Below are 21,970 nucleotides of genomic sequence, written 5' to 3'. Positions count from 1 at the left end.
TTTTCTTCTTAATCTTCCAAAGCTTCAGCTATTAATTCAATTGGATTTTTAAATACAACATCAACTTTTGCATTATATAAACTATCTGTAATTTGCATTCTACAAGCACTACATTCAGCACTTACAATTTGTGCTTTTGTATCTTTTATCATCGCTGCTTTTGGAGCACCTGCTGCTCTTGCAAAACTAAATTTTTCTGTTTGCATAGTAACTCCACCAAAACCACAGCATCTATTTGAATCACTCATCTCTTTTAAAACATAGTTTTGTTTTAAAAGTTCTCTTGGTTCTTTCCAAACACCTTGCATTTTCTTAGCATGACAAGGATCATGATAAGTTACCATTTGATCAAATTTTTTACCATTTTTTGATAAAATTTCTTTTAATTCTGTACTGTTTTCAAGCCATTTTGTAGCTAAAAATATCTTTTTTGATAGTTTTATAGCTCTCTCTTTCCATAGAGGTTGATCATGTAAAAAATGTTCCCAATCTTTGTTTATCATAGCACTACAAGTAGCTTCAGGGATAATAACTGCTTCAACATCATCTATCCAAGATTCAAAATACTCAATATTTTTTTTAGTTAGATAATCAACTGTATCAAAAGCTCCTGTAAAATATGCAGGTGCTCCACAGCATAGTTGTTTTTTTGGGATAAAGATATCATATTCTAGTTTTTTAAGTATTTTTACTAAACTATCTCCTGTATTTGTGTAAGTATAGTTACTCATACAACCAATAAAAATAGCAATCTTTCCTTTTTTCTCAACTTTACTGAATTTCATATTTTCAGGATATTTATTTAAAAAGCTAATACTATCTGCATATGGTAAAGCTCTATCTTTTTTTACTATTGGAAGAGTAAATCTAGGAGTTGCACTCTGTTTTTCAGCATCAATTTTAATTCCACATGTCTGAAACATATATCCAAGTTTTGACATAAAATCCATAATTTTTCTATGTCTTAATAAAAAGAAAAACAATCTTTTATACCAAGCTATTCCAAATTTTTTTGCAATATCACTTCTTACTTGTTCTATTATCATATCTGTTGGAAGTGAATTTGGACAAACTTCAACACAGTTTGTACATAAAAAACAGGATTCAAAAATCTCTTTAGCAGTTTTATCAAGTTCAAGTTCATCTCTTTTATATGCACCAAGAAGATCAATAAATCCTCTAGGACTTGTTGCTTCGTCTTGATTTATATTAAAAATAGTACAAACAGGTTTACATTTTCCACATTTTACACAATCATCAGAAATCTTTGTATAATCAAATTTATTCATCTAAAAAAGCCTTATAAAATATATAAATAAAGTGTTTAATATACAAGAAAAAAGGTTAAAATAAGTTAAATGAAATATGATAATAACAATATAGTAGTAAAATAAATATAGGTTAATTATATGTACAAAATCAAAGAGTATAAAAAAGAGTTTTTTTTAATATTGTTTTTGATTATATGTTTTATATTAAACACTATTTTTGAATACTATGCCTATAAAAACTTTAAAAATGAAAATATTTTTGAGACAGAAGCTAAAATTATTAATATCTATGAAAAAGATGATTATGATATTTTAAGATTAAAAAGTAAGTCATTTGATTTTTTTTCATCAATAAATAAAAATGAAGATTTAAATAAATTTGACTATATAAAAGTAGCAATAGATACAAGAAAAGTTGAATTTATTGATTATTTAAAAGGTTTTTATACAAAAATAATATATTTTGATAAAGTTTTTCATGATAAACAAGAAGACTCTTATATAAAAATAAAAATCATAGAGAATATAAAACAAAATCATACAAATAGTCAAATAGTGGAACTTTTTAATACACTTTTTCTAGCAATTCCAGCAAATAAAGAATTAAGAACTATTTTTGTAAATCTATCAATTAGTCATATTATTGCACTCTCTGGATTTCATCTTGTTGTTTTATCAATTGTTATATATTGGATTTTATATTTTCCTTATAGCTATTTTCATACAAAATATTTTCCATTTAGAAATAAAAAATTTGATATTTTAATAGTAACAATCTCTATTTTATTTTATTATCTTATTCTAACAGATATTGTCCCATCACTTTTAAGAGCTTTTGTACTATTTTGTTTGGGTGTTTTTTTACTTAGATCAAATATAAAAATAGTTTCATATATGACTCTATTATTTACTTTTTTAATAGTTATTGCATTTTTTCCTCGATATCTTTTTTCTATTGGATTTTGGTTCTCTACAAGTGCAGTTTTTTATATCTATCTTTTTGTTCAATATTTTAAAAATCTTAAAAAATGGCAAATTTTAATATTTTTTAATACTTGGATGTTTTTGATTTTCAATCCAATAGTTCACTACTTTTTCTATCAAACTGCTCTTGAACAGTTCTATTCAATCTTTTTAACAATAGCTTTTACAGTTTTTTATCCATTTGAAATAGTGGCTCATATTTTTAATTTTGCAGAATACTTTGATTGGATTTTAATCTATATTTTTAATTTTAGATTTGAAGTTTATGATACAGTTACACCTTTATGGTTTTTTGTGTTATATATAATAGCTTCTTTTGCTTCCATATATAGTAAAAAAGCTTTTTATATATTAAATATTATGATGTTAGGATTTAATTTTTATATTTACTTTTAAAATAGCCAAGAGTAAAACTCTTAACTATTTGTAATTAATCAACAGGAACAACAGGATTTAAACTAGAAGTATTATTTAAAAAGTGCCTATGTTTTTCAAACTGATCTATAATATCATTTACAATTACTTCAATATCATAACCGTAAATATCATAAGCTTTATTTCCATCTTGTAAAAAAACTTCAGCTCTAGCATACTTTTTCTGCTCTTTTTGAGGATTTATATTTTCAGGATAAGCATAAGGTGGAGTATCATAACTTCTTAATCTTACTTCATAAATAAAGTCAAAATCTCCTGAGTGTTCAACTCTTAAAGTTGAAATAGATTTTTTTTCATTATTTGTAACTTCAACTATCCAAGCATATTTTTCTAGCTCTTTTTTTACTATATTCATAGCTTCAATAATCTCTTTATCAATAAATTTTCTAGTTTCATCAGGTTTTGGAAACTCTATAATTCTATTTAATCTATTTTGCCAAGTACCACATATTTCTCCATGTCTTCCAGCATTCATATGATGTTGTAAGCTTTCACTTCTAATATATTCTAGATTTAAAGCTTTATAAATTCCCCAGCAAGATATTAACAAAATAATAGCAAATGGAAGACCAATAATAATAGATGCTGATTGTAAAGCTTCAAATCCTCCTGCAATAAGCATAGCAATAGCTACAATACCTTGAGAAGATGCCCAAAAAGCTCTTTGCCAAACTGGATTATTGGATTTTCCTCCACTTGCAATTGTATCAACAACTAAAGAACCACTATCAGAAGATGTAATAAAGAATATTGCAACTAAAATTACAACCAAAATTGAAGTTACACTTGAAAAAGGGAAAAACTCTAAGAATTTAAAAATAGCTATTGAAACATCATTTGAAATAGCTTGAGATAAAGCAGTATATCCTTCATTAATAATTAAATATAAAGCACTATTTCCAAAAACAGTCATCCATATAAATGTAAATCCAACAGGAACAAATAAAACTCCAATAATAAACTCTCTTATAGTTCTTCCTCTTGAAACTCTTGCTATGAACATTCCTACAAATGGCGCCCAAGATATCCACCAAGCCCAATAAAATAGTGTCCAAGAAGATAACCAAGATGATTTTCCTTCATAGGAATACATATTAAAAGTTTGCTTTACAATATTTGATAAATAAACTCCAATATTTTGTACAAAAGAGTCTAAAATATAAAAACTAGGTCCAACTATTATTACAAAAACAAGTAAGGCAAATGCCAAAAATAGGTTTAAAATGGATAGTCTTTTAATACCAGAATCAAGTCCTAAAACTACTGAAACCATAGCTATTGCACAAATAAGAACAATTAAAATAATTTGATTTACTAAACTAATATCTATATCAAAAACATAATTAAGACCAGAATTTATCTGTAAAACACCAAGTCCTAAAGATGTAGCAATACCAAATATTGTTCCTAAAACTGCAATAGTATCAACCGTATGACCTATCTTTCCATATATTTTATCTCCAATTAATGGATATAAAGCAGATCTAATAGATAAAGGTAATCCGTGTCTAAAAGAGAAATATGCTAAAACTAATCCAACAATAGCATAAATAGCCCATGCATTTAATCCCCAGTGGAAAAATACAATATTCATAGCATTTCTAGCAGATTCAACACTCTCTTTTGCTCCTATTGGAGGATTTGTATAGTGAATTACTGGTTCAGCTATTCCCCAGAAAACTATTCCTATTCCCATTCCTGTTGAAAATAACATTGCAAACCAAGAGAAATTTGAGAAAGATGGTTTTGACTGGTCTGGACCCAATTTAAACTTGCCAAATTTTGAAAGTGCAAGGAAAAAAGCAAAGAAGGTAAAAATTGCGATACTTAGCATATATAACCAAGCAAATTTTTGTGAGATGAAATTTTTAGTACTTATGAAAATTTCGTTTGCCAAAGATGGATTTATAAAAGTAAATATTACTAATATAGATATAAAAAGCACTGATGGCACAAAGACGGGTTTTAAAATGGTCGAATTCATTCTTATCCTTTAAATTTTTTAATCATATAAAATAACATAAAAATCTTAAATCAAGTTTATTAAGGATTATTCAAACTCTTTTATATAGCTATTAATTGTGTTAAAAGTTGATTCATTTGTAAATACTATATCAAGATGCATTAAGTAAAAAACACTTAAATCTAGCTCTTTATCAAATTCTTTTATCTTTACAAAATCTTTTAAAGTTGTAATAATTTTATAAGCTCTATTATCTTCTAAAATATTTATTAATTCATCTTTTGTAAAGTTATGATGATCAGCAAAAGAGATCATTTTTGTATCTTTTTCTAAAAATTCTAAGAGTCTTTTTGGCTTTGAAATTGCTGTTAAAAGAAGAGTTTTTGAATTAGATTCTAAGGAAGAGTTGTTTAAAGCATTTTTAATAGTTACAACTCTTTTAAAATCTATACCTTCTTTTAATATTAAATCAGCTTTATTGTAAAAATATTTAGGCTCTCTATATGCACCACTTGGAATACAAAAAGAGTTTTCTGGTTCATTTTTTGCTTTTAATAAAATATCAAATTTTTTAATACTATATTTAGAAAAAGCATCATCCAAAAATATAATCTTTGCTCCAAGCTCTTTTGCTTTATTTATTCCTAAAACTCTATCTTCACTCACTATTACACTTGCATTTTTTAAACTTTTAGCTAAGAGCATCGCTTCATCACCACTTGTTTTTACATCTACTAATATATTTCCATTTTGCGAAACTAAAAAAAATCCTTTTGATTCTCTTCCATAACCTCTTAAAATAATAAAAACATTTTTATAGTTTGAAGCTAGTTTTATAGTAATTGGAGTTTTTCCACTTCCACCAACAATTAAGTTTCCAACTGAGATAATAGCTAAAGAAAAATCAATTTTTTTCGCAAAAAGTCGTTTTGATAAAATTACAATAATATATAAAAATGATAGTGGAAGAAGTAAAAAAGAGATAAGTTTTTGAAAACTATTTGGATAAAAGAGATAGTTTTCAAACCATATAATAAGTTTTTGTTTCAAAAATTATATCCACTCTTTTGCAACATCGATAACTTGTTTACAAACATAATCAACCTCTTCATCTAAAAGTCCAGCATAAATAGGTAAAGATAATATTTGTTGATAATTGTTTAAAGCATTTGGAAATGCTGTAATCTTAATAGAATATTTATTTTTATAGTATGTTAAAAGATGAAGAGGAATATAGTTTAAAGCTGTTGAAACTCCTCTTTCTTTTAATGCTCTTGCAAAAGCATCTCTATTTCTATTTATTTTTATAATATATTGAGTATAAATATGTCCCTCTTTAAAAGGTAAAATAGTAATATGTTTTACATCTTTTAAATTTTCTTCATACATTTTTGCAATATTTTGTCTTCTTTTAATAAAACTATCTGTTTTTTTGAGTTGAGCAATTGCATAAGCAGCATCTAGTTCTGAAATATCAAACTTATGACCAATATCATCAACATCATAAACATAATCAAGGTTTCCAAAACTATCATAAGTTGTTGTAATAGCATGGTTTCTTAAAAGTCTTGCTCTTGAAGCTAATTCTTCATTGTTTGTAACTAAAACTCCTGAACGGCTTATTGCATATTTTGAAGGTGAAGGATTTGTAGAAAAAATTGTCATATCTGCACTTAGATTTCCTACTTTTTTGCCTTTATATGAAGAGCCTAAAGCAGCTCTACAATCCTCTATTATTAAGATATTGTGTTTTTTGGCAATTGTATAAAGTCTATCTAAATCAGGAGCTAAACCACCAATGAATGTAATAATAGCTGCTCTTAGTTTTTTTGATCTATTTGCTATTAAAATCTCTTCAAATTTATCAATATCAATATTCATATCTTCAGGATTTATATCCACAAAAATAGGCTCAGCATCAAAGTGTCTTACTGTTTCAGGAAGATTCACAAAAGAGTTTACAGACATTAAAATCTTATCTCCTCTTTTTAACTTCATAGAACTTAGAGCCAAATGTAAAGCAGCAGTAGAAGTTGCAGTTGCAATAGAGTATTTTGAACCTATATATTTAGAAATTCCATCTTCAAACTCCAATACTTTTGACAAGTCATTTTTTGCCTCAAGTACAGATTTTATTTGGTTTATCTCCTCATTATCTAAAGTTGCTTTATATATTGCAATGTTTCTCAATTTTCTCTCCTATATTTTTGCTATTTTTGCTAATTCTGTTTTAAATCTATTTTTTTCAACTCTTTTAGAGATTTCATCTATAAAAGCTTTATCAAATCCATTTTTAATAAGTTCTTCAAAACTTTGTTTTTCATCATACATAGCCTTTAACAAAGAGTCAATTTTGTCATAACTATGTCCTAAATCATCTTCATCACTTTGATTTTCATAAAAATCAGCACTTGGTTTTTTATTTAAAATCTTATCTGATACACCCAAAAATCTTGCAAAATCAAAAAGGTCACTTTTATAAATATTTCCAATAGGATTTATAGCATAAGCTGTATCACCAAAAATAGTACTATATCCTAAAAGAATCTCACTTCTATTTGATGTACCTACAACCAAAGAGTTTTTTTCAAAAGATTTATCATATAAAACACTCATTCTAAGTCTTGCACTAAAATTTCCAATTCTTAAAGTGTTGTTGTTCATGCTATTTAAATAGGCACTTAGTATAGGCTCAATAGATATGGTTTCATAATTTATATTAAATTTTTCACAAAGTTCAATAGAATCATCCACTGAAGATTTTGATGAAAATTGCGATGGCATTAAAATACAAGTTAAATTTTTATCAAAAGCTTCTTTACATAATACTGCTACAACAGCTGAATCAAGACCACCTGAAAGTCCTACAACAACACTATTCAAAGCTCTATTTTTCACTTCATTTTGTAGAAAATTTATTAAATTTTGCTTAATATTTTTATATTCTTTCATTTTTAAATCCTAATTTAAGATTATATATCATTTTTCTTTGCTTTCAGATAAATCTCATCTAAATAAGTAGAGTTTCCTTTTTTATGCTCGACTTTTTTATCAATAAGCCTGAAAACTATATCTTTTAACTCATCTTCATCAAAATAGTTTAAATAATTTGGATTTATATCTATTTTCTCATTTGAAGATATCTTAAGCAACTCTTTTATCTCTTCAATTAACTCTTTTTTTATATCAATCATCATTTCTCATTTTCAAATTTTTTTAAAATATCAACTAAATAAAGCTCCATTTTTTCAACTCCAACATCATCTTCTTTGCATCTACAAGATCCACAAGAACTTCCAGCATCTGTTAAATTCTCAATCTCTTCTAGTGTTTTTGCACCTTTTTCTTTAATTGCATGAACTATTTCACCAAGGCTTACTTGCTTACAATCACAAACTATAAAAGAGTGAGGAAAGTTTTTTGCCATCTATATTCCTCTATCTTTTTTAATTATTTCATAAGCTTCATTTATCTCTTGAAGTTTTTTTGTAGCTTCATCAATAATACTTTGTGTAGCACCTTGACCTGTAATAATATCTGGATGATTGTTTTTAACAAGCTCTCTATAATTCTTTTTAATTATTGAAAATTCATCATTTGGATTAGAATTTAAGATTTCATAAGACTTTTCAAGAGATAGTTTTTTCTCATTTTTAATATTTGAATAAAAACTTTCAAAAGAGTAGATTAATCTATTGTAATCACTTTTTGCTATTTTTAATGCATTTGCAATATCTTCTGTTATCTCTTGTTCTTCTTTTGAAAAATCACCATCAATAAAAGCAAGATTTAATAAATATTCCATATATTTTAATCTTAAATTATAATTCTTGGCAGTTAATCTATAAAGCCTATCACAAATCACAATAAGATTTGAAAAATTATCTTTTTCTTCATTATAAAGCTCTTTTAATCTTCCTCTTAAATCTTCACTATTTTGAAAATGGCTTGAGATATCTGATAAAGTATGTTTTATTAATTCTGCTTCAAGCTCTCCAACTTTACCATCTGCTTTTGCAACTTTTGATAATAGTGCAACCAAAAGACCAGCTTCATGATTTAATATATCACCTCTAAAAACTTCTTTTTTTGTTAAATTTATATTTTTAAACTCTTCTGTTTTATAGTTTTTCCCTATAAAAAAAAGAACAGCTATAACAATTATTAATACTAAAAATTCCATTATTTTATTTTACCTTTTAAAAAATTAGGTGATTTTATCAAATATATACTGAGAATAGAAAATTAAATAATTATAAAGTAAGGGATACTTGAAAATCATTACTTAATATAAGTTTTGATAAAATCTCAACCTTATATAGAATTTGGAGCAAAATATGTTTGGAATGGGAATAACAGAAATTTTATTAATAGCAATAGTTGCAGTAATAGCTCTTGGTCCTGAGAAACTACCAGATGCAATGGTAAAGATAGCAAGACTTTTTAATAGTGTAAAAAAAGGTTTAAATGATGCTAAAACTACGCTAGATAAAGAGTTGAATATTAGTGAATTAAAAGAAGAAGCAAACAAATTTAAAGCCCAAATTGAAGAAACAAAAGCTTCTTTAAATGTTGAATCAAATTTTGATTTAGGACTAGATGATATTTTAAAAGATGATTTAGAAGTTAAAAAAGATAGTCTAAAAGTAGAAGACTCTAAAAAAGAATTAGAAAATAGATTTGCAAAAGCAAATGAAAATAAAACTAAAAATGAGAAAAACTCACTAGATTCTAAGGAAATATAATGTTTGATGATTTAAAACCACATATTGCTGATTTAAGAAAAAGATTAACAATCTCAGCTTTAACTGTTGTTGCAATGTTTTTTATATGTTTTGCATTTTATGAGCCAATTTTAGAGTGGATGATGGCTCCTGTTAAACATGCTCTTCCTGTTGGTAAAACTATGATTGCCGTTGAAATTCAAGAAACATTTTTTACAGCTATGAAAGTTGCCTTTTTTGCAGGTTTTATACTATCTTTACCAGTGATTTTTTGGCAATTATGGCTTTTTTTAGCTCCTGGACTTTATGATCATGAAAAAAAACTTGTTGTTCCTTTTGTATTTTTTGCAACTTTAATGTTTTTAATGGGAGCTTCTTTTGCTTATTATATAGTTGTTCCTATTGGTTTTGATTTTTTGATTGCTTTTGGTAATAGTGTTGTTGATGTTACACCAAGTATTGGAAAGTATGTTGGATTTTTTACAAAACTAATGATAGGTTTTGGTATAGCTTTTGAGCTTCCTGTTATTACATTTTTCCTTGCAAAAATAGGATTAGTTGATGATGCTATGCTAAAAGGCTTTTTTAGATATGCAGTTGTTTTAATTTTTATTGTTGCTGCAATTTTAACTCCACCAGATGTTATAAGTCAAGTATTAATGGCTGTTCCATTGATTTTACTTTATGGTGTATCAATTTATATTGCAAAAGTATTTAATCCAGCTCAAAAAGAAGATGAAGAAGAGTAGAAGTGAGTGATAATTTAAAAACATCGAGTTATGACTTTTATCTTCCTACTTCTCAAATAGCCTCAAAAGCTGTAAATCCAGCTGATAGTGCAAAGCTTTTAGTTTATAATAGAGCTACAAATGAAATTACTCATGCGATTTTTAAAGATATTATGAATTTTTTACCAGAAGATTTAACTATATTTTTAAATGATACAAAAGTAATAAAAGCAAGAATTTTTGGAAAAAAACTAACAGGTGCTAATATAGAACTACTATTAAATAAAGCACTTTTTATGAATAGATTTTTAGTTTATATTAAAGGAAAAGTAAATCTTGGCACAAAACTTTTTTTTGATAAAAACCTTTGTGCAAATATCATTGAAATAAATGAAGATGGCTCAAGAGTTGTTGAGTTTTATAAAAAAGATTATGAAAAAATTAAATTAGATTTTTCTTCTTTAGTTGAAATTTTAAACGAAATAGGGCACATTCCACTTCCTCCATATATAAATAGAGCTGATACAAAAGAAGATGAAAAAGATTATCAAACTTTGTTTTCTAAAAAATATGGAGCAGTTGCAGCACCAACAGCATCGCTACATTTTACGCCTGAATTATTACAAAAAATAGAAGATAAATATGGATTAAATTATCTTACATTGCATGTTGGAGCTGGAACTTTTAAGCCAGTTGATGTTGAAGATATTTTATCTCATCCAATGCATAGTGAATATTTTGAAATAAGTAGCCAATGTAAAGATAAAATAGACAAAGCAAAAAATATTTTAGCAGTTGGAACAACGGTTACTAGAACTTTGGAATATTATGCAAGAAAAAATATGATTTGTGGAGAGTGTGATTTGTTTTTAAATCCAGCAAACAAACCAATAATTGTAAATCATCTTTTAACAAACTTCCATCTTCCAAAATCTACATTAATTATGCTTGTTGCATCTTTTATTGGTTTAGAAAAAACTTTAGAGCTTTATGAAATTGCTATAAAAAACAATTATAGATTTTACTCATATGGCGATGCTATGTTGATAATTTAAAGGATTTTTATGGTTTATTATATTTTATTTGATACAGAAACAACAGGGGCTTTGGAAGAAGATAGAGTTATACAATTTGGTGGAATGATTTTAGATCAAAAAGGCAAAATGGAAGTTTATGATGAACTTTGTAAAAGTGAAGTTCCAATTAAAATTGAAGCAATGGAAGTTCATAATATAACTCCTATGATGCTTGAAAATAAGCCAAGTGCAAAAGAAACAAATTTTTATAGAAGATTAGAAGAGTTAAATAATAGTTCAAACTTTTTAATTGCACATAATATAAATTTTGATTTAGAGATGATCAAAAAAGATGGTTTTGTAAATAATTTACAATTAATAGATACTTTAAGATGTGCTAGGCATTTATTTCCTGAATTAGCTTTTCATAGATTACAATATTTAAGATATGCACTTAATTTATATAAAAATGAGCAAGAGGAAGCACAAAAATTAAATATCACTATAAAAGCTCACGATGCAATAGGTGATGTACTTGTAATGAAACTTTTTTTAAGAGAGCTTGTAGCTAAAACAAGAGAGGTTTATCCAAACTATAATCCTATGAAAAAACTAGTAGAACTTAGTTCAACTCCTGTTTTTGTGCAAACTTTTAAATTTGGAAAATATAAAGGTGAAAAAATAGTAGATGTTGCACAAAAAGATGCAAACTATTTAAACTGGATGCTTAATAATATGGAAGATATGGATGAAGATTTAAAATATACTTTAACAAAAGTCCTATCTTAAACTTTAAGATAAGTACTTTTCTTTTAATCCCTTTCTCATAGTTTCAATTAAAATCTCATCTGCTTTTGTATTCGTAAATAGTTCAAAAGCTAAAACTCCTTGATAAAGAAGCATATCTTCACCATCTTTTGTAAGATTATCCAACTTTTCAGCCAAAGCCAAAAATGGAGTTATTTTTCCATAAATACAATCAAAAGTAAATGATGATTTTCTTAAAACTTTCTCTAAAATCTCTTTTGAAGCTGGAAGTAAATCATCTTTTAAACCAGCACTTGTTGAGTTTACAACTAAATCAAAAGTAGGAATATTTTCAAGTTCTTCAAACTCTTCCCAAGAGTAAGTTTTTATACCATTTTCTATAAAAAAATCTAATCTATTTTTTGATCTATTTAAAACAACTGTATCAATATTTTTCTCTTTTAATGCAAGACAAATTGCTTTTGAAGTTCCACCAGCTCCAAGAACTAAAACTTTTTTAATTTTGCCAAAACTCTCAATTGCTTTTATAAAACCAGGTGCATCTGTGTTGTAAGCAAATACTTTGTCATCTTTTAAAATATATGTATTTACAGCTTTAATCTCTTTTGCAATTCCAACAACTTCATCTGCTTGTAAAAATGCAGCTTCTTTATGTGGAACAGTAATATTTGCTCCTAAAAAACTATTTTTTATAAACTCATTTTTTAGCTCTTTTCCATCTTCTAAGTGAAATTTTTCATAGATTGCATCAAATTTTAAATATTTAAATCCAGCATTTTGCATTTGTGGTGATTTTGAGTGAACAACTGGATTTCCAAATATTACAAATTTTTTCATTTTAAGCCTTTACTGCATAGAAATTAAATAGTGGAAAATCTCCATAATCTCTTTTAAAAACAAAAACTCTCTCATATTTAAACTTTTTTAAACCTTGCTTTGAAGATATATTTTCAAGCTCTTCTTGTGAAAAACCAAAGTGAAAAACACCTTCATTGTTATATTTTTTATGAAAAGAGCCATCTTCTTTTTCTAAATCATTTATACAAAGAATTCCACCTTTTTTTAAAGCTTTGTAAGCTTTTTTAAAAAAAATATCCAAATCTTCTATATGATGAAGTGACATAGAAATTATAATTAAATCAAAACAATTTTCACTTAATTCATCATTTTGTATATCGTGTTTAAAAGCTTTAATATTTGTTAGATTTTGTTCTTTTGCTTTATTATTAAACTCTTCAACCATTCCAATTGAGCTATCAAGTCCTAAAACTTCATTTGAATCATTTTTTAAAGAAAATGATAAAAGACCAGTTCCACAACCATACTCTAAAATATTTCTTATTTTATTTAAATCAATATTTTTCTTAATATTTTCTATACAAGCTTCTGTTCTATCAAGAGTTGTTCTTTTTTTATCCCAATCTTTTGCTCTTTCATCAAATTTATTCAAAACATATCCTTAAACTATTTTTAGGCAAGATTATAACCAAAAGTGAATTAAGAGAGTAAAATGAGCATAAAATATTTTATTAGTGATAAAAATGATGGGAATCTAGCTTTTCATGTAGGTGATATTATAGAAAATGTAGAAAAAAATAGAGAAAATCTAGCAAAAAAGTACTCATATAAAAATGAAGATATGGTTTATATGAATCAAATACATAGCGATAATATTGTAATAGTTGATGAAAAAAGTGATAAATTAATTGATAATTGTGATGCAATTATTACAAACAGCAAAAATCTTCCACTTATGGTAATGGTTGCTGATTGTATTCCAATACTACTTTTTGATGAGAAAAAATCTGTGATTTCAGCTATTCATGCTGGAAGAAACTCCACTTTTCTAGAAATAACAAAAAAAACTGCTCAAATTTTTATAGATAAATTTAACTCAAATCCAAAAGATATAAGAGCAGTTTTAGGTGCTAGTATCCAAAAATGTTGTTATGAAGTAAGTCTTGAAATGGCAAAAATAGTTGAATCTTCTTTTGGAAAAGAGTTTGTAGAAGGTAGAAACATAGATTTACAAAATATAAATAGAAAACAACTAAATGATTTAGGGATTAAAAATATAGAAATTTCAGATATTTGTACAAAGTGTGGAACTAGTAATTATTTTTCATATAGAAAAAATAGTAGAACTGGAAGATTCGCAGCTATTATTACTCTTCATTAACTATTTAAGTCTTTCTTAGATAAAATACACGATATTTTATAAAAAATACTTATAATAAATGTCTTAGAAGGGAATAAATATGAGCTTTAAAGTTACAAAAGAGTTGGCATTGGATTATCATAAAAATCCAAAAGCAGGAAAAATAAGAGTAGAGACTTCAAAAAGCTTTAAAGATAAAAATGATTTAAGTTTGGCTTACACTCCAGGTGTTGCTTATCCTTGTGAAGAGATTAAAAACAATCCAAATGATGCTTTTTTATATACATCTAAAAGAAATCTTGTAGGAGTTATTTCAAATGGAACAGCTGTTTTAGGTCTTGGAAATATTGGAGCACTTGCATCAAAACCAGTTATGGAAGGGAAGGCAGTTTTATTTAAAGAGTTTGCAAAAGTTGATGCTTTTGATATTGAAGTAGATGAAAAAGATGTTGATAAATTTTGTAATATTGTAAAAGCAATTAGCCCAACTTTTGGTGGAATAAATCTTGAAGATATAAAAGCTCCAGAATGTTTTGCAATTGAAGAGAGATTAAAACAAGAACTTAATATTCCTGTTATGCATGATGATCAGCACGGAACAGCGATAATTACAGCAGCGGCAATTATAAATGCAAGTGAACTTTTAAATAAAAATATTGAAGATTTAAAAGTTGTAGTTATTGGAGCAGGAGCTGCTGCTATTGCTTGTTCTAAAATGTATAAAGAACAACTAGGAATTAAAAATTTAATAATGAGTGATTCAAAAGGTATTTTAAATAAAAATAGAGATGATTTAAATGCTTATAAAAGAGATTTTATAAGTGATTGTGAATCTTTAGAAGATGCATTTACAGATGCTGATATGGTTTTAGGACTTTCAAAACCAAATAGTTTTACTCTAAAACATATTGAACTAATGTGTGAAGAACCAATAATCTTTACTCTAGCAAATCCAACACCTGAAGTTTTTCCAGAAGATGTGAAAAAGATAAAACCAAATGCAATTATAGCAACAGGAAGATCAGATTACCCAAATCAAGTAAACAATGTTTTAGGTTTTCCTTATATTTTTAGAGGTGCTTTGGATGTTCAAGCTAGACAAATAACTGACTCTATGAAATTAGCTGCTGCAAAAGCTATTGCAAACTTAGCAAAAGAGCCAATAACAGAAGATATTAAAGCTCTATTTGGAGATTTACAATATGGAAAAAATTATATTATTCCTACACCTTTTGATAAAAGATTACAAGTAGAAGTTTCAAGTGCTGTTGCTTTTGAGGCATTTAATCAAGGAATGGCAAGAGTAAAAGAGTTTGATTTAGAAGCTTATAAAAAAGAGTTAGAGGAATTAAAATAGTAAACATATGGAACAGTATATATTAAAAATAGCTACAAATGATGCCAAAGGACTTATATATAATATCTCAAAAGTTCTTTTTGCAAATAATTTAAATATAGATACAAATGCTGAATATGTAGATCCAGATACAAAAAACTTTTTTATGAGAAGTTTAATATCTGGAAAAATATCTTCAAATATTTTAGAAAAAGAGTTAAAAGAGGTTTTACCTGAGGGCTCAATTATAAGCTTAAATAAAAAAGCAAAAAAAGATGTTGTGATTTTGGTTACAAAAGAGGCTCATGTTTTAGGTGATTTATTGATTAAATATATCTCAAATGAACTAAATGCAAATATAAAAGCAGTAATAGGAAATCATGAGGATTTAAGAGAATTAGTTGAAAAATTCAATATTCCATACTTTTTTATTAGTACAAAAGATATTTCAAAAGATGAACATGAAAGATTAATTTCAGAAAAAATTGATGAATTTAATCCAGAAATTATAGTTTTAGCAAAATATATGAGAATTTTATCTTCAAATTTTGTAAGCAGATATGAGGGAAAAGTTTTAAATATTCATCACTCATTTTTACCAGCATTTATAGGTGCTAATCCTTATAAACAAGCTCATGATAGAGGAGTTAAAATTATTGGTGCAACTGCACATTATGTTACAAATGATTTAGATGAAGGACCAATAGTTTATCAAGATGTTGTGAGAGTTGATCACTCTTATTCATGGGAAGATATGAGAAATGCTGGAAGAAATGTAGAAAAAGTAGTTCTTTCAAATGCATTTGAACTTCTTTTAGCAGATAGGGTTTTTGTATTCAAAAATAAAACGGTAATTCTATAATGTATAATATAGTTTTACTAGAACCAAGAATTGCTGGAAATGTTGGAACAATAGGAAGATTGGCTTTTGCTTTAAATGCTAAACTTCATTTAATAAAACCATATGGTTTTGGAGAGATTACAGAAAAAGAGGTAAGAAGAGCAGGGCTTGATTATTGGTATAGTCTTGAAGTTTTTGAATATGAAAATATAGAAGATTTTTGGAATAAGAATCCTTTTTCTTCAAGACATTTTTTTGCTACAACTAAAACAAAAAAAACTTATTTTGAACAAAAATATGAAAAGAATGACTATTTTTACTTTGGAAGAGAAGATGCAGGTCTTCCACAAAATATTTTAGAACTAAATCCATCTTCAAATATTACAATTCCTATGGCAAATTATGCAAGGAGTTTAAATCTTGCAAATAGTGTATCAATAGTTTGTTATGAGGCAATTAGACAAAATTATGAACAATTTAAGGTAGAAATATGATAGAAAATAGACCTAGAGTAATAAGAGATACATTAATTTTAGGATTTGCTATTTTTTCTATGTATTTTGGTGCTGGAAATGTAATCTTTCCACCTTATTTAGGATTAATTAGTTCAAGTGATTGGATAATATCATTTATAGCTTATTTTATAACTGATATAGGTTTTGCAACAATTGCTATGTTTGCAATACTTAAAGCTGGTGGAAATGTAGATAATCTTACTTCTAAATTGGGAATTGTAAACGGTAAAATCTTAATGTCAATTGTGATTTTATGTATTGGACCACTTATTGCACTTCCTAGAACTGGTGCAGTAACATATGAAATGCTTATTGTTCCATATTTTGGGGATAATATTTATAACTCAATTATAACTTCATCATTATATTTTTCTCTTATTCTATTATTTACATTGAAACCAAATAGTATGATAGAGATTTTAGGAAAAGTTTTATCTCCTTTGCTTTTTATATCTTTAATAGTTTTAATAATAAAAGGGATTTTCTTTCCTTTAGGAGATATTCAAGAAAATGATCTAAAAGATACAATATTCTTTGATGGATTAATTTTAGGATATCAAACTTTAGATCTTCTTGCAGCGATAGCTTTTGGTATTATTATTGTAAATTTATTGAAATCAAAAGGATATAAAGAGGGAAAAACAACTTTTAAAATAGTTGGATATGCTTCTTTAATAGCTGCTTTTGTGATTATGATTGTATATTTAGGACTTACATATCTTGGAGCAACTACTAGTAGTTTTTATACAGCAGATATAGAAAAAGTATCTCTTTTACATAATATAATATTTAAATTATTTGGAAAAGATGGTGCAATAGTTTTAGCTTTTGTTGTTTTTCTAGCTTGTTTCACAACAGGAGCTGCACTTGTAAGTGTTACTTCACAGTTCTTTTCTAAATTAAGTAAAGGTAAATTATCTTATAGAAAACTAGTGGTAATTACATCATTATTTGCAACAGTAATTACAAATTTTGGTCTTGAAAGCATTATAAACTTTGCTGTTCCAATACTTTTTACAGTTTATCCAGCAGCTATTATTTTAGTATTTTTAATATTTTTTGATAAATACTATAAAAGTCAAAATGTATATAAATATGCAAGTTTTTCAGCCGTTATTTACTCTATTATTGAATTTATATCAAATAATTATTATAAGATTGAATTCATATCAAATATGCCTTTATATAAAGAGGGATTGTCTTGGATTTTAATAGCAGTTATTTTTGGATTTATTGGTAATTTTGTGAAAGAAAAGAAAACTCTTATATAAGAGTTTTGCTTTTTCTAATAAGTTTATGAATAGCTTTTAGCTCTTTTTTAAGAGTCTCTTTTTTTCTTTTATTGGCTTTTCTTAGCTCTTGTTTTACTTTTACTCTTTTCTTTTTAAGCTCTTTAATAATCTTTAAAACTTTCTCTTCTTGAGAATCTTTTAGCTTATCTTTTTTAAGAAATTTTTTAATCTTATCTATAATTTTATTTAGTTTCATTTTTTACCTCACTTATTTTCTGAATTAAATCACTATTTAAAAACAGAATATTTGCAATTTCTACTAGTTTCTTTTGAATAGAATAACCAGTTGCACTATCATTCATATAAGATGTAGCCATAGTTGCTTTAATCTTATCTTCTCTAATTAAAGCATCAATCTCTTCACTACTTGCTAAATCATTTTGTGCTAATTCAGATTTTATAACTTCTAATTGAGTTAATTGATCAACTTCATCTTCTAAACCAGCTAGAATATTAATATTTATTAAAATCTCTGCAAGTTCTTTTCTTAAAATATTATATTCTTCTTTAATATAACTATTCTTACTTTTTAAATATAAGTTTAGATTTTTTTGAATATCTCTTGTATCTTTTAATATTTCAACAATCAAAGATGCTGCTCTTTTAAATTCACCAGCTTTTATATGTTGGAAATCAAACATATGTTCTTGTGCAAAAGATGAATATTCAATAATTGAACTATATAAAGATTTTAAATTTGTTTGATAAATTTCATCTAAATTAGTATCAATTATAGATAGCTCTTTTTTTAATTGTTGATTCAAATTATCTTGTGTTAATCCTGTTGTATGAAGGCTAAGAGCATGTAAAATTGCTTTTTGACAATTTTCATAAAGATTTATAACCTCTTTTCTAATAGCAACAATAGATGCATCAGGGTTTGTTAAAACAATAGGAGATAAATATTTTGGTTTTGATGCCAAAGCTGCTTTTTGAGGAATAACTCTTTCTAAAAATCTAGCAATACTTGGAATAAATGCAAAAAGTAAAACAATACCAAATGCACTATATAAAGTATGAAAAAGTGCCAGCTTCATACCATTATTTGTTTCACTAATTCCTAAATAAGGAGCAATAAAATCAACAAAATCTTTAAATTGATATATAAAAATAGTTATAAAGATAGCTGTTACAAAGTTAAAAATCACGTGTGAACCAGCTACTCGTTTTGCATCTTGAGTAGAAGTTAATGATGCAACAACAGCTGTTAAAACTGTTCCAACATTCGCTCCAATTGCTAAAGATAAAGCATTTATATAACTTATACTATCTGCATTTAAAGCTGTAATAATAATTGCAAGAGTTGCTGCACTTGATTGAATAACAACAGTTATAACTAATCCAATCAATATATATAATAAAATTCCAGGATATCCATCCATAGAGTAACTAGCAAGGTCAATTTGATCTTTTATAACATCAAAACCATCTTTCATATATGCAATTCCAAGAAATATAAAACCTAGACCTAAAAGAACATTTCCTGTACCTTTTAAAGAGTTCGTTTTAAGAAATCTTAAAATAACTCCAAAAACAATCATAGGAAAAGCATAAGCAGAAATTTTTACATCAATTCCTAAACTTGAAACTATCCAAGCTGTTGTTGTACTTCCTAAGTTTGCTCCAAAAATAACTCCAATACCTTGAATTAAAGTAATTAATCCAGCTCCAACAAATGATATTGTAAGTAGAGTTGTAATAGTTGAACTTTGTACAATAGAAGTTGATATAAAACCTGTAACTACAGATAAAAAATTATTTTTTGTGAACTTTTGTAGTAAATCTTCTAAAAGTCCACCAGATAGTTGTTTGAACCCATCTTGCATAAAAAACATTCCTATTATAAAGATGGCAATACCACTTAATATAACAGTAAAGTTTTCATCAGAAATTACTATATAGCCTAAAACTATTAGACCCAAAGCAATAGCAATATTTTTTGTCAATTCATTCCCCCGAATATTTTAATAAATAGGCAGAATTGTAGCTAAAAATTAATTAATAAGGAGTTTTTTGATAGTATAAATAAATTAATCTTACATAACAATATTTGGGAAAAACAATGAGCAGTTCTGATATTTATATACTTATATTTCTTATATTTTTAATGCTGTATATATTAAAAAAATTCAATGTATTTGCTATTTTATCTTATGGTGGAAAAATAGATAGTGATTTTAAAGAGTGTTATATAATTAAGTATCCAAAAAAAGCTGAATTACATAATAAAGGTTCAATATTTGAAATAGATGTTGATGAATTTTTTAGATTAAATCCAAAACTAAAAGGAAAAATCCCAGTTGAAAAAAGAGAAGGACTCCAATCAGCTGATGAATATGAGATAAGAAAAGAGATAAAAGAGAGAAAAATAATTCAAGAAAAATATAAAAAGCTATCAAGACAAAAACCAAAGAAAAAAAGAACTAACGAAAATGCCTAGAATTCTAATTTTAGAAGATGATTTACTTTTTGCAAATACTTTAGAAGATATATTAAAAGAGGAAAACTATAATATTGATTTAGCAAAAAATACAGAAGAAGCTCTTAATTTAAACTATGAAAACAGATATGATTTATATCTATTTGATATAAATCTTACAGGACAAAATGGAATAGATTTTTTAAAAACATTAAGAGATAGTGATGATTTAACTCCAACAATATTTATTAGTTCGTATAAAGATAAAGATACTATAAAAGATGCATATATAAATGGTTGTGATGATTATATAAAAAAGCCTGTTGAGTTAGATGAGCTACTTTTTAAAATAAAAGCTATTTTTAAAAGATTAAACAAAAAATTACAAATTATAAATTTAAAAAATAATATAAGTGTAGATCCATTGGAAAAAAGAGTATATAAAGATAATATTGATTTAAATATTCCTCAAAAAACTGTTGAACTCCTTCTCCTTTTCTTAGAATTTGAAGGTAAAATTGTGAGTAAAGAGCTTATTATTGAACGACTTTGGAACTCATCTTGTGAATATAGTGAAGGTTCTATAAGAGTTTATGTAAGTAAAATTAAGAAAGTTTTAGACTCAAAAGATTGTATAAAAAATATAAAAGCTGTTGGTTATAGATTTGAACTTTAAAAAAATATATTTTTTCTTATCTTTAGGTATTATTTTTCTTCTTATTCAAATTATAAGTTTTTTATTCTTTTATTTTTCACTATTTAATATAGATAATTTATGGATATACTTTTTTTTAATAGTTTTTGAGTTCGCTCTTTTTATATATTTATCAAAAAAGATTTTAAATCCTATTTTTAAAAGTGATGAAATGATAGAAAGCAGTATAAAAAATACTCTTCATGAGTTAAATATACCAGTTTCAACAATTAAATTAAATATAGATTTAATAAAAACAACAATAAAAGATGAAAAAACTTTAGCAAGAATTGAAAGAGTAAGACAAGCAAATGAGAACTTAATAAAACTATATAAAAATATGGAGTATCAACTTAAGAAAGAGCTTGAAAAAATAGAACTTGAAGAGTTTTATTTAGAAAATGTACTAAATGAATCTCTTTTAAAATTTGAAGAGCAAAAAGAACTTATAAAATTTGATATAAATATTATAAATATTAACTTATATGCTGATTATCATGGATTTATAATTGTCTTAGATAATCTTATTTCAAATGCAATAAAATATAACTCTAAAGATAATCCATATATAAAAATAGTACAAAAAGATACTATTTTTTCTATATATAATAGAGGAAAGTCAATAATTCCAGAAAACATCATGCTTGTTTTTGAAAGATATTTCCAAGAAAACTCTTTAAATAAAGGTTATGGAATAGGTCTTGCTATAATAAAAGAGTATTGTGATAAATATAAAATAGCAATTAATATTGAAGCCTTAGAAGATGGAACAAAAGTAAGTCTAAATCTAAAAAATATCATTAAACAAGCTTAAAAAAGCTTGTTT

25 protein-coding genes are annotated in these 21,970 nt (G+C 26.0%); 13 read left to right on the top strand and 12 right to left on the bottom strand.

Annotated elements, in window-relative coordinates:
- Positions 1-8 precede the first annotated feature (8 nt).
- Complete coding sequence (locus ATH_RS05060; RefSeq protein WP_066186107.1) at positions 9-1,289, bottom strand: (Fe-S)-binding protein; 1,281 nt, start codon at positions 1,287-1,289, stop codon at positions 9-11.
- A 120-nt stretch (positions 1,290-1,409) separates the two neighbouring features.
- Between ATH_RS05060 and ATH_RS05055 the strand changes: the two genes are divergently transcribed.
- Complete coding sequence (locus ATH_RS05055; RefSeq protein WP_066390413.1) at positions 1,410-2,651, top strand: ComEC/Rec2 family competence protein; 1,242 nt, start codon at positions 1,410-1,412, stop codon at positions 2,649-2,651.
- Between the two features lie 34 nt (positions 2,652-2,685).
- On the opposite strand, the gene ATH_RS05050 is transcribed toward ATH_RS05055, so the two are convergent.
- The 7 genes from ATH_RS05050 to ATH_RS05020 form a co-directional block, all read right to left on the bottom strand.
- On the bottom strand, positions 2,686-4,674 hold the full coding sequence (locus tag ATH_RS05050) for a BCCT family transporter (protein ID WP_066390414.1): 1,989 nt from the start codon (positions 4,672-4,674) through the stop codon (positions 2,686-2,688).
- A gap of 66 nt (positions 4,675-4,740) precedes the next feature.
- Positions 4,741-5,703 (bottom strand): tetraacyldisaccharide 4'-kinase, encoded by a 963-nt coding sequence (locus ATH_RS05045; RefSeq protein WP_066186118.1) that lies wholly within the window; start codon positions 5,701-5,703, stop codon positions 4,741-4,743.
- Between the two features lie 3 nt (positions 5,704-5,706).
- Positions 5,707-6,843, bottom strand: a complete 1,137-nt coding sequence (locus ATH_RS05040) for a DegT/DnrJ/EryC1/StrS family aminotransferase (protein WP_066186120.1) — start codon at positions 6,841-6,843, stop codon at positions 5,707-5,709.
- Between the two features lie 9 nt (positions 6,844-6,852).
- Entirely contained in the window at positions 6,853-7,605 is a 753-nt protein-coding gene (locus ATH_RS05035; RefSeq protein ID WP_066186123.1) for an NAD+ synthase, read from the bottom strand.
- A gap of 20 nt (positions 7,606-7,625) precedes the next feature.
- Positions 7,626-7,847, bottom strand: coding sequence for a hypothetical protein (locus ATH_RS05030; protein ID WP_167543001.1), 222 nt, complete (start codon positions 7,845-7,847; stop codon positions 7,626-7,628).
- Entirely contained in the window at positions 7,847-8,080 is a 234-nt protein-coding gene (locus ATH_RS05025; protein ID WP_066390416.1) for a (2Fe-2S)-binding protein, read from the bottom strand. Before ATH_RS05025 ends, ATH_RS05030 begins: the two co-directional genes overlap by 1 nt.
- A complete protein-coding gene (locus ATH_RS05020; protein ID WP_066184034.1) occupies positions 8,081-8,836 on the bottom strand; it encodes a TerB family tellurite resistance protein in 756 nt (251 codons plus the stop codon).
- A 163-nt stretch (positions 8,837-8,999) separates the two neighbouring features.
- On the opposite strand from ATH_RS05020, the gene tatB reads away from it, so the two are divergent.
- From tatB to ATH_RS05000, 4 genes are read left to right on the top strand one after another with little or no spacing between them, the layout of a single operon-like run.
- Positions 9,000-9,398 carry a Sec-independent protein translocase protein TatB gene (tatB, locus tag ATH_RS05015; protein WP_228260052.1) on the top strand — a complete coding sequence of 133 codons (399 nt, stop codon included), beginning with the start codon at positions 9,000-9,002 and terminating at the stop codon, positions 9,396-9,398.
- Positions 9,398-10,126: a twin-arginine translocase subunit TatC gene (gene tatC, locus ATH_RS05010; protein ID WP_066390418.1), complete on the top strand. Its 729-nt coding sequence runs from the start codon at positions 9,398-9,400 to the stop codon at positions 10,124-10,126. The genes tatB and tatC overlap by 1 nt, the downstream gene beginning before the upstream one ends.
- A gap of 2 nt (positions 10,127-10,128) precedes the next feature.
- Positions 10,129-11,160 (top strand): tRNA preQ1(34) S-adenosylmethionine ribosyltransferase-isomerase QueA, encoded by a 1,032-nt coding sequence (gene queA / locus ATH_RS05005; protein ID WP_066390425.1) that lies wholly within the window; start codon positions 10,129-10,131, stop codon positions 11,158-11,160.
- A gap of 9 nt (positions 11,161-11,169) precedes the next feature.
- Positions 11,170-11,910: an exonuclease domain-containing protein gene (locus tag ATH_RS05000; protein WP_066390426.1), complete on the top strand. Its 741-nt coding sequence runs from the start codon at positions 11,170-11,172 to the stop codon at positions 11,908-11,910.
- Between the two features lie 3 nt (positions 11,911-11,913).
- Here the strand turns inward: ATH_RS05000 and ATH_RS04995 are convergent, their stop codons facing one another.
- Together ATH_RS04995 and ATH_RS04990 are read right to left on the bottom strand one after the other, a co-directional pair.
- Positions 11,914-12,726, bottom strand: a complete 813-nt coding sequence (locus tag ATH_RS04995; protein WP_066390427.1) for a shikimate dehydrogenase — start codon at positions 12,724-12,726, stop codon at positions 11,914-11,916.
- Between the two features lies 1 nt (position 12,727).
- The gene (locus tag ATH_RS04990) at positions 12,728-13,339 is read right to left on the bottom strand and encodes a class I SAM-dependent methyltransferase (RefSeq protein WP_066390428.1); all 612 of its coding nucleotides are present in this window, start codon (positions 13,337-13,339) and stop codon (positions 12,728-12,730) included.
- 60 nt (positions 13,340-13,399) lie between these two features.
- Between ATH_RS04990 and pgeF the strand changes: the two genes are divergently transcribed.
- From pgeF to brnQ, 5 genes are all read left to right on the top strand, one after another.
- Complete coding sequence (pgeF, locus tag ATH_RS04985) at positions 13,400-14,068, top strand: peptidoglycan editing factor PgeF (RefSeq protein WP_066186155.1); 669 nt, start codon at positions 13,400-13,402, stop codon at positions 14,066-14,068.
- A 79-nt stretch (positions 14,069-14,147) separates the two neighbouring features.
- Positions 14,148-15,404 (top strand): malic enzyme-like NAD(P)-binding protein, encoded by a 1,257-nt coding sequence (locus ATH_RS04980; protein WP_066390433.1) that lies wholly within the window; start codon positions 14,148-14,150, stop codon positions 15,402-15,404.
- A gap of 7 nt (positions 15,405-15,411) precedes the next feature.
- Positions 15,412-16,245 (top strand): formyltetrahydrofolate deformylase, encoded by an 834-nt coding sequence (gene purU, locus ATH_RS04975; protein WP_066184005.1) that lies wholly within the window; start codon positions 15,412-15,414, stop codon positions 16,243-16,245.
- Complete coding sequence (locus ATH_RS04970) at positions 16,245-16,718, top strand: tRNA (cytidine(34)-2'-O)-methyltransferase (RefSeq protein ID WP_066390436.1); 474 nt, start codon at positions 16,245-16,247, stop codon at positions 16,716-16,718. The genes purU and ATH_RS04970 overlap by 1 nt, the downstream gene beginning before the upstream one ends.
- A complete protein-coding gene (brnQ, locus tag ATH_RS04965; protein ID WP_066186164.1) occupies positions 16,715-18,010 on the top strand; it encodes a branched-chain amino acid transport system II carrier protein in 1,296 nt (431 codons plus the stop codon). The genes ATH_RS04970 and brnQ overlap by 4 nt, the downstream gene beginning before the upstream one ends.
- Here the strand turns inward: brnQ and ATH_RS04960 are convergent.
- Both ATH_RS04960 and ATH_RS04955 read right to left on the bottom strand, forming a co-directional pair.
- Entirely contained in the window at positions 18,003-18,227 is a 225-nt protein-coding gene (locus ATH_RS04960) for a hypothetical protein (protein ID WP_066390438.1), read from the bottom strand. The two genes, brnQ and ATH_RS04960, sit on opposite strands and share 8 nt — an antisense overlap.
- Positions 18,214-19,977 (bottom strand): Na/Pi cotransporter family protein, encoded by a 1,764-nt coding sequence (locus ATH_RS04955; RefSeq protein ID WP_066390440.1) that lies wholly within the window; start codon positions 19,975-19,977, stop codon positions 18,214-18,216. Before ATH_RS04955 ends, ATH_RS04960 begins: the two co-directional genes overlap by 14 nt.
- A 161-nt stretch (positions 19,978-20,138) precedes the next feature.
- On the opposite strand from ATH_RS04955, the gene ATH_RS04950 reads away from it, so the two are divergent.
- The 3 genes from ATH_RS04950 to ATH_RS04940 all read left to right on the top strand — a co-directional run bounded on the left by ATH_RS04950 (position 20,139) and on the right by ATH_RS04940 (position 21,958).
- Positions 20,139-20,471 carry a hypothetical protein gene (locus ATH_RS04950; RefSeq protein WP_170167569.1) on the top strand — a complete coding sequence of 111 codons (333 nt, stop codon included), beginning with the start codon at positions 20,139-20,141 and terminating at the stop codon, positions 20,469-20,471.
- Positions 20,464-21,126: a response regulator transcription factor gene (locus tag ATH_RS04945; protein ID WP_066183988.1), complete on the top strand. Its 663-nt coding sequence runs from the start codon at positions 20,464-20,466 to the stop codon at positions 21,124-21,126. Before ATH_RS04950 ends, ATH_RS04945 begins: the two co-directional genes overlap by 8 nt.
- Before the next feature lie 190 nt (positions 21,127-21,316).
- Positions 21,317-21,958 (top strand): sensor histidine kinase, encoded by a 642-nt coding sequence (locus ATH_RS04940; RefSeq protein WP_228140847.1) that lies wholly within the window; start codon positions 21,317-21,319, stop codon positions 21,956-21,958.
- Positions 21,959-21,970: the final 12 nt, after the last annotated feature.

It is taken from the genome of Aliarcobacter thereius LMG 24486 (assembly GCF_004214815.1).
GTDB lineage: Bacteria > Campylobacterota > Campylobacteria > Campylobacterales > Arcobacteraceae > Aliarcobacter > Aliarcobacter thereius.
This window is presented reverse-complemented; position numbering and strand designations above follow the sequence as displayed.